Origin of the sequence: Kitasatospora sp. NPDC048407 (assembly GCF_043200475.1) — a bacterium.
Lineage (GTDB): Bacteria > Actinomycetota > Actinomycetes > Streptomycetales > Streptomycetaceae > Kitasatospora.
Genome location: NZ_JBICXW010000001.1, coordinates 799363 through 815175, shown reverse-complemented (window position 1 = coordinate 815175; position 15813 = coordinate 799363). Strand labels below are relative to the sequence as shown.

At 75.1% G+C, this 15813-nt stretch carries 11 protein-coding genes; 7 read left to right on the top strand and 4 right to left on the bottom strand.

Annotated features, from left to right (window positions below; genetic code table 11):
* Positions 1–113 precede the first annotated feature (113 nt).
* The 3 genes from lanM (at position 114) to ACGFWJ_RS03835 (ending at position 6505) form a co-directional block, all read left to right on the top strand.
* The gene (gene lanM / locus ACGFWJ_RS03845) at positions 114–3131 is read left to right on the top strand and encodes a type 2 lanthipeptide synthetase LanM (RefSeq protein ID WP_392944868.1); all 3018 of its coding nucleotides are present in this window, start codon (positions 114–116) and stop codon (positions 3129–3131) included.
* A 120-nt stretch (positions 3132–3251) separates the two neighbouring features.
* The gene (locus ACGFWJ_RS03840) at positions 3252–3488 is read left to right on the top strand and encodes a hypothetical protein (protein WP_392944866.1); all 237 of its coding nucleotides are present in this window, start codon (positions 3252–3254) and stop codon (positions 3486–3488) included.
* 56 nt (positions 3489–3544) lie between these two features.
* Positions 3545–6505, top strand: a complete 2961-nt coding sequence (locus ACGFWJ_RS03835; RefSeq protein WP_392944864.1) for a helix-turn-helix transcriptional regulator — start codon at positions 3545–3547, stop codon at positions 6503–6505.
* On the opposite strand, the gene ACGFWJ_RS03830 is transcribed toward ACGFWJ_RS03835, so the two are convergent.
* Complete coding sequence (locus tag ACGFWJ_RS03830; RefSeq protein WP_392944862.1) at positions 6506–9001, bottom strand: ATP-dependent Clp protease ATP-binding subunit; 2496 nt, start codon at positions 8999–9001, stop codon at positions 6506–6508.
* Between the two features lie 242 nt (positions 9002–9243).
* Here ACGFWJ_RS03830 and ACGFWJ_RS03825 point away from each other — a divergent pair, with 242 nt between their 5' ends.
* Together ACGFWJ_RS03825 and ACGFWJ_RS03820 are read left to right on the top strand one after the other, a co-directional pair.
* Entirely contained in the window at positions 9244–10176 is a 933-nt protein-coding gene (locus ACGFWJ_RS03825; RefSeq protein ID WP_392944860.1) for a polysaccharide deacetylase family protein, read from the top strand.
* Between the two features lie 213 nt (positions 10177–10389).
* A complete protein-coding gene (locus tag ACGFWJ_RS03820; RefSeq protein ID WP_392944858.1) occupies positions 10390–11409 on the top strand; it encodes a GNAT family N-acetyltransferase in 1020 nt (339 codons plus the stop codon).
* On the opposite strand, the gene ACGFWJ_RS03815 is transcribed toward ACGFWJ_RS03820, so the two are convergent.
* Complete coding sequence (locus ACGFWJ_RS03815) at positions 11396–11815, bottom strand: YchJ family protein (protein WP_392944856.1); 420 nt, start codon at positions 11813–11815, stop codon at positions 11396–11398. The two genes, ACGFWJ_RS03820 and ACGFWJ_RS03815, sit on opposite strands and share 14 nt — an antisense overlap.
* A gap of 270 nt (positions 11816–12085) precedes the next feature.
* Entirely contained in the window at positions 12086–12610 is a 525-nt protein-coding gene (locus ACGFWJ_RS03810) for a hypothetical protein (RefSeq protein ID WP_392944854.1), read from the bottom strand.
* A 191-nt stretch (positions 12611–12801) separates the two neighbouring features.
* Here ACGFWJ_RS03810 and ACGFWJ_RS03805 point away from each other — a divergent pair, with 191 nt between their 5' ends.
* Positions 12802–13296, top strand: coding sequence for a hypothetical protein (locus tag ACGFWJ_RS03805; protein ID WP_392944852.1), 495 nt, complete (start codon positions 12802–12804; stop codon positions 13294–13296).
* A gap of 7 nt (positions 13297–13303) precedes the next feature.
* Here the strand turns inward: ACGFWJ_RS03805 and ACGFWJ_RS03800 are convergent, their stop codons facing one another.
* Positions 13304–13696, bottom strand: a complete 393-nt coding sequence (locus ACGFWJ_RS03800; protein WP_387635285.1) for an RNA-binding S4 domain-containing protein — start codon at positions 13694–13696, stop codon at positions 13304–13306.
* Between the two features lie 108 nt (positions 13697–13804).
* On the opposite strand from ACGFWJ_RS03800, the gene ACGFWJ_RS03795 reads away from it, so the two are divergent.
* Entirely contained in the window at positions 13805–15808 is a 2004-nt protein-coding gene (locus ACGFWJ_RS03795) for an FAD-dependent oxidoreductase (protein ID WP_392944850.1), read from the top strand.
* Positions 15809–15813: the final 5 nt, after the last annotated feature.

Genomic DNA, 15813 nt, shown 5'->3' with positions numbered 1-15813 from the left:
TCCCGCCCCCGGGTGCCCGCCCCCATTCCCCCGGGGGGTCGCCCGCCCCGCCGCCGGAATATGGGGGCCGGCCCCCATGTGGTGGGGGCTGCCGCCCGCCCATGCTTGCCACCATGACGGATTCCACAGCCACCTGGGGCCGGCACGGCGAAAGCGCCTGGTGGGCACCGGCGTTGACCCTGACCGAACGCGTGACCGGCCCGGCCGGCGCCGCGCCGGGCCCCGTGCCCGACGGGGCCGCGGCGTCGGTGGATCGCCGGCTCGCCGCCTGGGAGCGGGAGCTCGACGGCCGCCTGGACGCCTGGCTGGCCGACCTGGGCGCGGACCGGGACCGGCTGCGGGCGCTGCTGGCCGAGCCGGCGGACCGCCTGGCGGCACGCGCCGGGGAGCAGCCCGACTGGGCGGTGTTCGTCCGGCGCGCGGTGGCCGCCGCGCCCGTCGGCCCGGAAGCGTCCGGCGACGGCTCGCGGCCGCGGGCGGAAGGGTTCGCGGCCGTGGTGGCCCCGTTCACCGCCACCGCACTGGCCGCGCTGCGCGACGACCCGGACTGGAAGGCCGTCGGCGACCACGCGGAACTGGCCGCCCTCGAAGGGGACTTCGAGCAGAACCTGACGGCCCGGCTGGCGCGGATCGCCGGCCGGACCCTGGTCCTGGAACTGAACGTGGCCCGGATCGGCGGCGCGCTGCACGGGACGGACGGCACCGAGCGGTTCGCCGACTTCGTCCGGCAGGCCGCGACACCCGAACGGCTGGCCGCACTGGTCACCGAATACCCGGTGCTGGCCCGGCTGCTGGCGCACTGCTGCCAGGACACGGTGGCCGCCTGGACCGAACTGGCCGGCCGGTTCGCCGCCGACCGGGCCGCCCTGGTCGGCGAACTGTTCGACGGCGTCGACCCGGGCCGGCTGGTCCGGGTCCGGACCGGGGCGGGCGACCGGCACGCCCACGGCCGGACGGTGGCCGTCCTGCGGTTCGCCGACGGGCGGCGCGCGGTGTACAAGCCGCGCCCGCTCGGCGTCCACCGGCATTGGAACCGGCTGCTGCGGCTGCTCGGCGAAACGGCGCCGAACACCGCGCTGCGCACCCTCACCGTCCTGGACCGGGACGCCTACGGCTGGCTGGAGTTCGTCGAGCCCGGGCCCTGCTCGGACCGGCGCGGCGCGGAACGCTTCTACCGGCGGCTCGGCATGCAACTGGCGCTGCTGCACGTGCTCGGCGGCACCGACATCCACTACGAGAACCTGATCGCGGCCGGTGACCAGCCCGTCCTGGTCGACCTGGAGACGCTGTTCCACCCCGACCTCCGACCGGCCGAGCCGCTCGGCGACGACCCGGCGCGCCGGGTGCTCGCCGACTCGGTGCAGCGGATCTCGCTGCTGCCGTTCCCGATGTTCGGCGAGCACGGCGCACTCGACGTCTCGGGCCTCGGCGGGGACGACGGCGCGCCGCTGCCGATGTCCGTGCCCGGCTGGGCGGACGCCGGCACCGACCGGATGCGGCTGGTGCGCGAGCAGGGCCGGCTGCGGCGCGCCGACAACCGGCCCCGGCTCGACGGGGCGGACATCGACCCGCAGGAGTACACCGAGGCCCTGGTCGCCGGATTCCGCTCCGGCTACCGGGCGCTCGCCGACGCCGCGCCCCAACTCCTCGCCCCCGGCGGCCCGGTGGAGAGCTTCGCGGCCGACACCGTGCGCGTCGTGGTCCGCCCCACCCGGCGGTACGCGACGCTGCTGGAGGAGTCCACCCACCCCGACGCGCTGCGCGACGGCCTCGACCGCGACCGGCTGCTCGCCCTGCTCTGGCGCGAGTCCGCCGACGACCCGCACCGCCGCCCGCTCGCCGCCTCCGAACACGCCGAACTCTGGCGCGGCGACATCCCGCTGTTCACCGCCACCGTCGCCGACGGACGCCTGCACGCCGACGGCCGCCCCTGCGGCCCGGCCCCCGCCGACAGCGGACTCGACCGGACCCGGCGGCGGATCGCCGCACTCGACCGCACCGACCTCTACGACCAGGAGTGGATCGTCCGGGCCGCGCTGGCCACCCGCTCCGCCGGACCCGGCGCGGCACCGGCCGCCCCGGCCGCGCGCTCGCGCCCGCCCGTCGCCCCCGACCCCGACCGGCTGCTCGCCGCCGCCTGCGACCTCGCCGACCGCATCCTGGCCCGCGCCCACGGCGACCGGCAGCGCGTCAACTGGCTCACCCTGGAACCGATCACCGACCGCCAGTGGGCCCTGATGCCGCAGGGCGCGGCCCTCGAAGGCGGCTACCTCGGCACCGCGCTGTTCCTCGGCCAGCTCGCCGCCCTCACCGGCACCGCCCGCTACGCCGAGACCGCGCGCCGCGCCGTCCGGGCCCTGCCCCCGCTGCTCGACGCACTCGCCAAGGACCCCGCCCACCTGGACGCCGTCGGCGCGGGCGGCTTCACCGGACTCGCCGGCATCGCCTACGGGCTGGCCCGACTGGACGCGCTGCACCTCGACGACACCGGCGTGCTCGCCGAGGCCGCCCGGGCGGCCGTCCGGCTCACCGCCCGCGCCGCGAACGCCGCACCGCCCGAAGACCCCGACCCCGACGGGCAGTTGCTCTCCGGCGACGCCGGATGCCTGGCCGCCGTCCTGGCCGTCCACCGGCTCACCGGCGACCCGGCCGCCGCCGCCGTCGCCGACCACTGCGCCCAGCGGCTCGCCGCCACCCCCGACCCCACCCCCGACGGCGCCGCCTACCGCCGCTGGGCCCTGCACCGCTACGCCGCCACCGGCCGGAGCGTCCCGCTGCCCGAGCCCGCCCCCGCCGGGGCGCTCGGCCCCGGCGCCCGCCTGGCGGCCGCCCGCACCCCCGGGACGGCACTGCCCCCGGCGCCCGCCGGACCCGCCGCCGACCACAGCCTGCTGCACGGCGACAGCGCCACCCTGGAGCTCCTGCTCACCGGCCACCCCACCCGCGCGGCCACCCGGGCCGCCACCCTGCTCGGCGAGCTCGACCACGCCGGGCCCCGCTGCGCCACTCCCTCCGGCATCCCCACCCCGGCCCTGCTCACCGGCCTTGCCGGCATCGGCCACACGCTGCTGCGCCTCGCCCACCCCGCCGACGTGCCCTGCGTCCTGCTGCTGGAAGCACCCCGCAGCTGACCGCCCGCGAGCCGCCGCAACGCTCCCGCACCACCCCCGGTCCGGCGCCCGTCGGACGGAACTTGCGTCACGGCAGCCCCACCCGGCCTGCCGATCACCTCACCACCCAGGAGGACCACCATGACCACCGCCACCCTCGTCGCCCCGTGGGAGCTCTCCGAGACCGCTGCCGCCGAGCGGACGCCGCACCCCGCCGGCGAGATCGTCCCGGCCCTGCGCGGAACCGAACTCCCGCGCATGCGGCGGGCGTTGGTGCTGGCCGGATGGGTCTCGCCGGACCTCGGCACGATCGACATCGGCACCAACGACACGACCAACCCGTCCACCCTCACCTCCCTCTCGTTCACCCAGGACTGACGGGGTGCGAAAAGTCCCCATGGCCCGATGACGGCGCGGGCGGTTAGCCTGCGTGAATGCTCACCTCCTCCCCTTATGTCGTGGGTCGCGCCGAGGAACTGCGGGTCCTGCTCGACGGGTTGATCGACGCCCGTCGGCGGCAGGGGCGCGCGGTGTTCGTCGGCGGCGAAGCCGGTATCGGCAAGACCCGGCTGGTGGCCGACTGCGCCTACCGGGCCGTCGCGGACGGGATGGCGGTGTTGCGGGGCCGGGGCAGCAGTGCCGGGGCGCCGGTGCCGTTCCGGCCGATCGCCGAGGCGCTGCTGTCGCTGTTCCGGGTCAGCGGGCCGCCGCAGGACCCGGCGCTCGCACCGTACCGGTCCGCGCTGGCGGCGCTGGTCCCGGACTGGCGCGGTGAGCAACGTCCCGCCGCACCACCGTCGTTGACGGACATCGCCGAGGCGCTGCTGCGGCTGCTCGGCGCGGTCGGCCGGGAGGACCCGGACCGGCCGCCGCGCGGCTGCCTGCTGATCGTCGAGGACCTGCACGAGGCGGACGCGGAGACCCTCGCCGTGCTCGACTACGTGATCGACAACCTCGACGGCCTGCCCGTCCTGCTGGTCGCGACACTGCGTCAACACCCTTGCCCCGCACTCGACCTGGCGCTCGACGCGGCCGCCCGCCGGCAGGCCAGACGGCTCGACCTGCACCCGCTGGACGGCGGACAGACCGCCGAACTCGCCGCCGCCTGCCTGTCCGCCGCACCCGGCGCACTGCCCGCCGCCGTGGTCGAACGGGTGGTCCGGGACGCGGGCGGAAACCCGTTCGTGATCGAGGAGTTGCTCAGCGGAATGGTCACCGCGGGGGCGCTGCGCCGCGACCCCGAGCGCGGGTGGGAGGTGTTCGGGGACCTCGGCATCGAGGTGCCCACCACCGTGGTGCGCAGCGTCGTGCAGCGCGCGGCCCGGATCGACCCGGCGGGCCGCGAGATGCTCAACGTCGCCGCCGTGCTCGGACGGCGGTTCGCGCTGCCGGTGCTGCAACTGGTCACCGGGCTGGACGACCGCAGCCTGCTGATCCACCTGCGGGCCGGGATCGACGCCCGGCTGCTGTCGCCCAGCGGGCCGGTCGCCGACCGGTACGAGTTCCGGCACGCGCTGGTCGCGGATGCGCTGCTGGCCGACCTGCTGCCCGCCGAACGGGCCGCGATCGCCCGGCGCGCCGCCGGCGAGGTGGAGCGCGCCTACCCCGGACTGCCCGGCGAGTGGCGGCAGTTGGTGGCCGTGCTGCGCCAGTCGGCGGGCGAACCCGAGGCCGCCGCCCGGCTGTTCGCCGAGGCCGCCGAGGAGGCCCGGCAGGGCGGGGCGACCGAGTCCGCCGTCGCCCTGCTGGAACGCGCCCTGGAACTGGTCGGCGGGGACGGCGCCGCCACGGCCGCCGCCAGCGAGATCCGCGAGCAGCTGGCGCACGCCCTCGCCGACAGCGGCCGGTTCGACCAGGCCCGCGAGCTCGCCCGGACGCTCCCGCTGGGCGGCTCGGCCGCGCTCGGCGACGACCGCACCGCCGCCCTGCACCTGCGCCTGGCCCGCGCCGCCGTCACCGCCGGGCGCCTCGCGGACGCGGCCGAACAGGCCGCCCTGGTCCGCACCTTGCTCGGCCCGGCGGCCGGCTCCGAGCGGACCTGCGCACTCGAGGTGGTGGAGGCGCACCTCGCGCTGGCGGGCGTCGACGGCCCCACGGGCGACGGCGAGACCCGGACCGCCGTCGCGGAACGGCTGGCCCGCCGCGCCGCCGAGCGGGCCGAGGCCGCCGGACTGCCCGAAGTCGCCTGCCAGGCCTGGCAGTTGCTCGCCCTGCTGGAACGCCGGCACGGCTTCGACCGGGCCGACGCCTGCCTGCGGCGGCTGCTCGAGCTGGCCGCCCGGCACCGGCTCCCCGGCTGGCAGGTGGACGCCCAACTGCGGCTCGGTGTCAACGAGTTCATGCAGGTCGGTGAGTCCGTCCAACTGGAACGGGCGCACCGGGCCGCGCTCGACCTGGGCGCGCTCGACCTGGTCCGCTCCGCCGAGGCGACGCTCGCCATGCACGCCGTCCTGCGCGGCGACTACGCCCGGGCCCGCGCACTCACCGACCAGGGCCTGGAGGCCAGCGCCCGGTTGCGCAACGTCGACCACCACCAGTTCCTGCTGCTGACCCGGGCGATGGTCGCCGCCCACCAGGGCCGGCGGGCCGAAATGGCCGAGGTGCTGGCCGAGTTCGACCGCTGGGACGGCGCCGAGTCGCTGCAGCTGCCGCTCGCCCACGGCAACTGCCGGGCGGTGTGCGCGCTGCTGGAGGAGGACCGGGCGCTGGCCCTCGCCGAGTTCGACCGGGCCCGCCGCTGGGAGGCCCGGCACCCGTCCGTCTTCTACCTGAACGGCGCGCACGGCCTGCACCCGCTGCTGCGCGCACTGGCCGGCACCGAGACCGCCGAGGAACACGCCCGGACGGCCGCCGACCACGCCGCCGCGCTGGCCTGGAACCGGCAGTTCGAGCGGCTCGCGCACGCCGTCCACCTGGGCCGCGCCGGGCAGGCGGGCCCGGCCGCCGAGGCGGTCGCGGAGGCCGCGCGGGCGGCCCGCCCGTTCGAGATGGCCCGCCACCTGGGCCTGCGGCTGGTCGCGGAGGCCGCGCTCGCCGACGGCTGGGGCGAGCCGGTGGCGTGGCTGCGCAGCGCCGAGGAGTACTTCCACCGCGCCGGCGTACCGGCCGTCGGCGCCGCCTGCCGCCGACTGCTGCGCGAGGCCGGGGCGAGCGTCCCGCAGCGGCGCACCGGCACCGAACAGGTCCCGGAGCAGCTGCGCGGGCTGCGGGTGACGGTGCGCGAGTACGAGGTGGTGCTGCTGGTCGCGCAGCGGCTCGGCAACCAGGAGATCGCCGCCCGCCTGAGCATCTCGCCGCGCACGGTGGAGAAGCACGTCGCCAGCCTGCTGGAGAAGGCCGGCCGCCCGAACCGGGCGGCCCTGGCGGACTGGGCGGCCGGCGTCACCGCCCCGTGATCAGAGCTCCGCCGGGCGCCCGACCGAGCAGACCAGTTCGCCGTCCTGCGCGTCCGCGACGATGGTGTCGCCGGGCTGGAGGTCGCCGGAGAGCAGCATGGTGGCGAGCCGGTTGTCCAGCTGGGTCTGGATGGTGCGGCGCAGCGGCCGGGCGCCGAACTCGGGCTGGTGGCCGCGGTCGACCAGCCACCGCTTCGCCGCCTCGGTGACGTCGAGTTCGAGGCCCTGGGCCCGCACGCGCCGTTCGGAGTTGGCGAGCATCAGGTCGACGATCCGCAGCAGGTCGTACTCGCCGAGCGCGTCGAAGACGATGATGTCGTCGATCCGGTTGAGGAACTCGGGCAGGAAGCGGGCGCGGAGTTCGGCCATCAGCCGGTCGCGGATCTCCTCGGTCTCGCCGCGGTGGGAGAGGATCAGCTGCGAGCCGATGTTGGAGGTCATGATGACCACGGTGTTGCGGAAGTCAACGGTGCGGCCCTGGGCGTCCGTCAGCCGCCCGTCGTCGAGGACCTGGAGCAGCGCGTTGAACACGTCGGGGTGGGCCTTCTCCACCTCGTCGAACAGCAGCACGCTGTACGGGCGGCGGCGGACGGCCTCGGTGAGCTGTCCGGCCTCCTCGTAGCCGACGTAGCCGGGCGGGGCGCCGACCAGGCGGGAGACGGTGTGCTTCTCCTGGAACTCGCTCATGTCGAAGCGCACCAGCCGGTCCTCGTCCCCGAAGATCAACTCGGCCAGGGCCTTGGCGAGTTCGGTCTTGCCAACGCCGGTCGGGCCGAGGAACAGGAACGAGCCGACCGGCCGGTTCGGGTCGGCCATGCCGGCCCGGCTGCGGCGGACCGCCTCGGAGACCGCGACCACCGCCCTGTCCTGGCCGATCACCCGGTTGTGGAGTTCGTCCTCCAGCTTGAGCAGCCGGGCCTTCTCGTCCTCGGTGAGCTGGGAGACCGGGATGCCGGTCTGCCGGGACAGCACGTCGGCGATGTCGTCCACGGTGACGGAGACGACGCCCTCGCGGCGCTCCTCGATCTCGGCGTTCTGCGACTCCAGGTCGGCGATCCGGGCCTTGAGTTCGGAGGCGCGGGTGAAGTCCTCGGCGGCGACCGCCTCGTCCTTCTCCCGGCGCAGCTTGGCGAGTTCGTCCTCCCGGCCGATCACCTCGGTGGAGCGGCCCAGGCCGCGCAGCCGGACCCGGGCGCCGGCCTGGTCCATCAGGTCGATCGCCTTGTCGGGCAGGAAGCGGTCGGAGACGTACCGGTCGGACAGGTCGGCGGCGGCGCGCAGCGCGTCGTCGGTGAAACGCACCTGGTGGTGGGCCTCGTACGAGTCGCGCAGGCCCTCCAGGATCTGCACGGTCTCCTCGACGGACGGCTCCGGGATCAGCACCGGCTGGAAGCGGCGCTCCAGGGCCGCGTCCTTCTCGATGTGCTTGCGGTACTCGTCGATGGTGGTGGCGCCGATGACGTGCAGCTCGCCGCGGGCCAGGGCCGGCTTGAGCATGTTGCCGGCGTCCATCGCGCTCTCGCCGCCGGCGCCCGCGCCAACCACGGTGTGCAGTTCGTCGATGAACAGGATGGTCGAGTCGGCGGCCTCGCGGACCTCGTCGATGACGTTCTTCAGCCGCTCCTCGAACTCGCCGCGGTACTTGGCGCCCGCCACCAGCCCGGACAGGTCCAGCGCGACCACCCGGCGGTCCTTCAGCGTGGTCGGGACGTCCCCGGCGATCACCCGCTGGGCGAGGCCCTCGACGATGGCGGTCTTGCCGACGCCGGGCTCGCCGATCAGCACCGGGTTGTTCTTGGAACGGCGGGACAGGATCTCGATGGTCTGCTCGATCTCCTCGGCCCGGCCGACCACCGGGTCCAGCTTGCCCAGCTTGGCGTCCTCGGTCAGGTCGCGGCCGTACTCGTCCAGGGTCGGGGTCTTGCTGTCCTCCTTCGCCGGGACGCCGCGCTCGCCGCGGGCCGCCGCCGCCTCGGCCCCGCGCCGCATCCGGGAGGCGTCGGCGCCGTGCGCGGCCAGCAGGCGGCCGGCCCCCGAGTCCGGGTCGTCCAGCAGGGCGGCCAGGATGTGCTCCGGCCCGATGTACGAGACGCCGGCGGCCTGCGAACGGGCGTGCGCCCCGATCAGCACCCGCTTGGCGGCGGGCGTCAGGCCCGGCTCCACGGACGGGTCGGCCTCGCCGGCCGGCAGCGTGCGTTCGATGGTCTCGGCGAGCGCGTCCGGGTCCGCGCCGGCCTGCGCGAGCAGCGAACGGGCCGGGTCCGTCAGGGTGGCCGCCCACAGCAGGTGCGGGGTGTCGAGGTCGGCGCTGCCGTCCTCCTGGGCGCGCAGTTCCGCGCGGCCGATCAAGTCCCGGGCGGACTGGGTGAGCAGCCGCCCGATCGGCACCCGCTGCACTGCGGGCGGGGAAGCGGCCGGGTTCAGGCCGAAGAAGCGATTCAGCAGTTCGGAGAAGGCGTCGTTGGAGCCGAGCGAGCCGAAGCCGGGCATGGTCATCGAGGGCACTCCATGGGCGGGCGGGCAGCAGTCTCCAGAACTATGTCAATCCGTGCTATATGCCGCAAAGCGGTGCGATCCGGACAGCGGGCGACCGCCGGGGACTCGCCCGTTCCCAGGAAGCTTCCAGGAACTTGGGACAGGCATTACCGGAGCATGGGACGCTGATGACCCGAACTCCGACGGGCACCCCGGGCCGACCGTCCGGGGTGCCCGTGCGTGCACCGGCCGAGGGGGAAGCCATGCCGACCACGGATCGCGCCACCCGGCGCCGTGGGATCGACGCACTCCTGCGACACTCCCCGCTCCAACCCGTCTTCCGCGCCCGCGCCGCCCACCGCCTCGCCGTCCTCGCCTACCACGGCATCGACGACCCCGCCGCGTTCCGCGCCCAGATGGAACGCCTGGCCTCCACCGCCCACCCCGTCAGCCCCGAACAGGTCGCCCGCGCCGCCGAACACCGCCGCCCACTCCCGCCCCGCAGCGTGCTCGTCACCTTCGACGACGGCGAGCCCACCGTCCTCACCCACGCCCTGCCGGTCCTCGCCCGGCTGCGCATCCCCGCCGCCGCGTACGTCATCACCGACCTGATCGACACCGACCGCCCCTACTGGTGGACCGAAGCCGCCCAGCTGATCCGGCGCGGCGGCCACACCCGCACCCTGCACGGACTCGACTCCGGCGCCGCCGTCCACCACCTGAAGACCGTCCCCGACGCCGAACGCCTGCGCGCCCTCGCCGAGTTGCGCGCCACCGCGAAGCGACAGGCGCCCCCGCAGCGGCAGTTGACCGCGGCCGAGCTCCTCGCGCTGGTGTCCGGCGGTCTGACGGTCGGCAACCACACCGCCTCGCACCCCTGCCTGGACCACTGCTCCGACACCCAGCTGGACGATCAACTCGTCCGCGCCCACGGCCGGTTGACCGAATGGCTCGGCCACCCGCCGACCACCTTCGCCTACCCCAACGGCAACCACGACCCGCGCGCCGAGACCGTGCTGCGCACCCTCGGCTACCGCACCGCGTTCCTCTTCGACCACCGCCACACCGCACTCGCCCCCGCCGAACGGCTGCGGATCAGCCGCCTGCGCGTCAACTCCCACACCGGCCGCGACCGCTTCGACACCATCCTGTCCGGCCTCCACCCGGCCGTGCACCGCCTGCGCGGCGGGCGGTGAGAAGGTGGGTGCTCCGGAGGGACCGACCGGCGGGTGGATACGGGACAACTCGCCTGCGGGCCGGAGGCGTTGCGCACCCGGGCCCGCCGGCCGGCTGCGGGTCGACGCGCGATTGGTTCGGGATCGCTCCGACACCGTTCCGCCCGGGCCGCGTCGCCTGCGTGACGGCGACCGAAGAGAGGGGGCCACGTCGTGAAGGACGCGCCGGAGATCTTGCGCACACCCGAGCTGGACGACGAACTCGTGCGTGACTGGCGGCAGTTGATCGCCGACGACCCGGACGGCTCGTGGTTCGCCGGGCCGGACTGGGTGCTCGCCTGGTGGCGCACCCTCGGGGCCGGGCAGCGCGGCGAGATCGCCGTGTGGCGCGGAGCGGACGGGCGCGCCGAGGCGGTGGTGCCGCTGGCCGTCACCCGGCAGCGGCCGCACCACCGGGTGCCGCTCGCGCTGCCGGTGCTCACCCTGCTCGGCGCCGGGCCCGGCGCCGCCGACCACTGCGGGCCCGCCGTCCGCCCGCACCGGCGGGGCGAGGTCGCCGCCTGGCTGGCCCGCCGCGCCCGCCGCCGCACCCTGTGGCTGCCCGCGCTGGACCCCGCGCACCGCGACCTGCTGCCGCCCGGCGCCCGCCCCGTTACCCGCAGCGCCTGCCCGCGACTCGACCTCACCGCCGGACCGGACCGGCTCGGCTCGCGCGACTTCCGCGCCGCCAACCGCCGCGCCCACCGCCGCCTGGCCGCCGCCGGTGTCACCTTTCACTGGGCGCCGCCCACCGCCGCCCCGCCCGCCGTACTGGACGAACTGCTGCGCCTGCACCGCCTGCGCCGCCAGGCCGCCGCCGGCGGGGTCAGCAGCTTCGACGTCGGCCGGCTCCCGCTGCACCGGGCGCTGCTGGAGACCGCCCGGCCCGGCTGCGGACCTTCCTTCCAACTCGCGTACTTCGAAGGCGAGTTGATCGGCGTGCTGTACGGCTTCCGGTGGGCCGACCGGTTCGCCTACTACCAGATCGGCTGGGACCAGCGGTGGGCCGCCGAATCGCTGGGCACCGCCCTGATCGACGCGGCGGTGCGCAACTGCGCGGCGGACGGCGTGCGGGTCTTCGACTTCCTGCGTGGCGACGAGCCGTACAAGTACCGGTTCGGCGCGCAGGACCGCACCGACACCGGGTGGCTGCTGCCGCGAGGCGCCGGCGGGGCGCTGCTCGGCGTCAAGTACCGCCTGCTCAGCCCTCGATGACGCCGTCCACGTACACCCACTCGCCCTGGTGACGGACGAACCGGCTGTTCTCCTGCATCGAACCGGCCCGCCCGCGCTCGCGGTAGTGGGCCCGGAACTCGACCGTGCCGTCCTGGTGGAACGGCCCGCCGTCGGTGGCGCCGAGGATCTCCAGCCGCTCCCAGCGCAGCGACGGATCGAAGTCGACGGACGCCGGCCGGGTGTCCGGGTGCCAGGAGCGCAGCAGGTACGGCTCGTCCCGCACCGCGAAGGCACTGAACCGCGAACGCATCAACTGCTCGGCACTGCTCGCGGCCGCCTCACCGCGGTGCAGCCGCCCGCAGCAGTCGGCGTACGCGGCGGGCAGTCCGCACGGGCAGGCGGTCGGAGCGGCGGGGGCGGCGGAGGGGGTGCGTCGGCGGGCCATGGCCACCATTATCGCCGCCGCCGAGGCCGGCTCCCGCCGTCGCGAGGACGGCCCGGCGGCGGGCCCCCGAGAGGTGGTCCTCGCCGGTGGCCGCGCGTCCGCGACGTCACCCGCCCGGCCGCCGGCGCCGCCGCCGCTGGGCATGTCGAGGGCCCGGGGCGGACGAAGGTGAAGTCCATCGGCCGGGGGAAGGCGACCATCCACTTGCTTGCTCACCGACCCGCCCGCCTGCGTCGCCCGCCTGCGTCGGTCGCCGGCGGTGTGGCGCGGTCAGACGCCGGTGGGCGCCTCGGAGGCGGGGACGCTCGGGGGAAACCCGCACGCGTCGATCAGGTCGAAGACCAGCTCCTCGACGAACGGATCCGCCCGCTTGGCCAGGACCTCCGCGAGCGCGACCGGGTCGGCGGCGAAGCCGGCCTCGGCGGCCCACCGGGTGATCTGCTCGGCGGCGCCGGGCTCCGGCTGGGGGATCCCGTAGTCGGCCGCCATGACGGGGTCGAGCATGGTCGACCACCGCGCCCCGGACGGCGCCAGGCCGACGACCTCGCACACGTCGCTGTCCATGACGTTCGCGAGCAGGACCGGAGCGCCGGAGGTGTCGACGAGCTGCCGGAACGGCCGAAGTGAGTTGTCCCGGAGGCCGTGGAGGATCTGCAAGGTCTGCCAGCCGCCGGGGCGCGGCCAGCAGTCGGTCACGCAATCCGCGTGGCCCTCCGCGCAACCGGCTGCGAACACGGCAAGCTCGCGAAGCGGCCGGTCGCTGCGTGCCAGGACGAACTCTCCGGTGAAACCCATGTCTCCTCCTTGATCGATTCCTTGATCGATGCGCGGAGGCTAGGTGCTCGCAGTGACAGCCCGGCGCGCTGCGGCCGCGCTGCCACGCGGACGGGTGTGCCGGGCGGGCGTGGGGTGGGCCCTGCGGGGCAGGATGGGCGGGTCCGCGTCCGGACGGGGCGGACGGCGACCGGTCGGCGAAGGGGAATGCGATGAGCGACCACCACCACAACGTGCTGCTGCTCGGCTTCACCGACCAGGGGGCGGCCCGGCGGGCGTATGAGGATGCGATGCACCTGCCGGGGCTGCGGCAGCTCGCGGTGCTGGAGCGCAGTGCCGAGGGGATCGTCGACATTCCGGAGAGCCACATCCGCGGCGCCGGTGTGCCGACGGTCGGTTCGGGGCTGGTGGGCGGGCTGGTCGGGCTGCTCGGCGGGCCGATCGGGGTGCTGCTGGGCTTCGCGGCGGGGGCGGCGATCGGCAACGCGGCCGAGCAGACGGAGATGACCGACGGCGGCGCGGGCCTGATCGTGCTGTCGTCGCGGGTGGAGAGCGGGCGGGCGCTGCTGGTGGCCGACCTGGTGGAGCACGACAGCGCACCCGCCGACGAACTGGCCGCGAAGTACGGGGCCTCGGTGGAGCGGATCACCGCCGAGGAGTTCGCCGAGCAGGTGCGGGTCGCGAAGGAACGCGCCCAGGAGGCGTAAGGCTTGGTCAGAAGTAGGGGCGGTAGCCGTCGCGGAGCTTGTCCAGGTCGCGGCGGTCGCGTTTGGTGGGGCGGCCGGTGCCGCGGTCGCGGAGGCCGATCTCGGCGGGGCGTTCGGTGCGGGGCGGCGGCGGGGGGCTGTGGTCGACGTAGCAGGTCTCGGCGACGGGGGCGCCGACCCGTTTGGCGATCGGCCGGACCACCTGGACGATCCGTTCCCGGCCCTCGACCCGCACGCGGACGTCGTCGCCCGCCTTGACGTGCTGCGCGGGCTTCGCGGTGGCCCCGTTCACCTTGACGTGCCCGGCCCGGCAGGCCGCGCCCGCCGCCGAGCGGGTCTTGATCAGCCGGATCGCCCAGATCCAGCTGTCGATCCGTACGCTCGCCTCGTCCGTACTCATGGGCCCGAGCCTAGCGCCGCGCGGTCCCCGCCATGGTTTCTGCAACTAGTTGCAGAGTTGGCCGGACGCCCCCTACCGTTGGGTAACAAATCCGGACCGGAGGCGTCGATGACTGCTGCGTACCCCCACCTGCTGGCCCCGCTCGACCTGGGCTTCACCACGCTGCGGAACCGGGTGGTGATGGGTTCCATGCACGTCGGCCTGGAGGAGGCCGCGAACGGCTTCGAGCGGATGGCGGCGTTCTACGCGGAGCGCGCCCGCGGCGGCGTCGGCCTGATCGTCACCGGCGGCATCGCGCCCAACGAGGCCGGGCGGCCGTGGGGCGGCGGCGCCAAGCTCACCACCGAGCAGGAGGCCGCCGAACACCGCGTGGTCACCGACGCCGTCCACGCCGAGGGCGGCAAGATCGCCCTGCAGATCCTGCACTTCGGTCGGTACGCCTACCACGAGGACCTGGTCGCCCCGTCCGCCCTGCAGGCCCCGATCAGCCCGTTCGTCCCGCACGAGCTGACCGAGGAGCAGATCGAGCAGACCATCGAGGACTTCGCGCGCTGCGCCGAACTCGCCCGCTCCGCCGGGTACGACGGCGTGGAGATCATGGGCTCCGAGGGCTACCTGATCAACGAGTTCATCGCCCGACAGACGAATCACCGCACCGACGGCTGGGGCGGCTCGTACGAGAACCGGATGCGCTTCCCGGTCGAGATCGTCCGCCGGGTGCGCGAGCGGGTCGGCGCGGACTTCATCCTCGTCTACCGGCTCTCCATGCTCGACCTGGTCCCCGGCGGCTCCACCTTCGACGAGGTGGTGCGCCTCGCCGGGGAGATCGAGGCGGCCGGCGCCACCATCATCAACACCGGCATCGGCTGGCACGAGGCCCGCATCCCGACCATCGCCACCTCGGTGCCGCGCGGCGCGTTCGCCTGGGTCACCAAGAAGCTGATGGGCAAGGTCGGCATCCCGCTGGTCACTACCAACCGCATCAACACCCCGGAACTCGCCGAGGAGTTGCTCGCCACCGGCCACGCCGACCTGGTCTCGCTGGCCCGCCCGATGCTCGCCGACGCCGCCTTCGTCAACAAGGCCGCCGCCGGAACCCCCGAGGCCATCAACACCTGCATCGGCTGCAACCAGGCCTGCCTGGACCACACCTTCAGCGCGAAGATCACCTCCTGCCTGGTCAACCCGCGCGCCTGCCACGAGACCGAACTCGTCCTCGCCCCCACGCAGTTGCGCAAGCGCATCGCCGTGGTCGGCGCCGGCCCCGCCGGCCTCGCGTTCGCCGTCTCCGCCGCCGACCGGGGCCACCACGTCACCCTGTTCGACGCCGCGAGTGAGATCGGCGGACAGCTGAACGTCGCCCGCCGCGTCCCGGGCAAGCAGGAGTTCGACGAGACGCTGCGCTACTACCGGTACGAACTCGCCCGCACCGGAGTCGAGTTGCGCCTCGGTACGATGGCCGACGCGGACGCCCTGACCGGCTGGGACGAGGTCGTGCTCGCCACCGGCGTCACCCCGCGCACCCCCGAGATCGAGGGCATCGACCACCCCAGCGTGCTCGGCTACCTCGACGTGCTGCGCGACGGCGCCAAGGTCGGCGACCGCGTCGCCGTGATCGGCGCCGGCGGCATCGGCTTCGACGTCGCCGAATACCTCACCGACCAGGGCACCGACTCCGACTTCCTCGCCAAGTGGGGCGTCGACGCCGACCACACCACCCCCGGCGGCCTCGCCACCCCCGCCCGCCCCGCCGTCCCGCGCAGCGTCCACCTGCTCCAGCGCAAGACCGGCAAGGTCGGCGCCGGCCTCGGCAAGACCACCGGCTGGATCCACCGCACCGAACTGCGCCACCGCGGCGTCGTCATGGTCCCCGGCGTCGAATACCGCCGCATCGACGACGCCGGCCTGCACGTGACCGTCGACGGCACCGAACAGACCCTCCCCGTCGACACCATCGTCCTCTGCGCCGGCCAGGAACCCCGCCGCGACCTCCTCGACACCCTCCGCGAGCGCGGCATCACGCCGCACCTGATCGGCGGCGCCGACCTCGCCACCGAACTCGACGCCAAGCGCGCCATCGACCAGGGCACCCGCCTGGCGGCGGCGCTCTGAGCCGA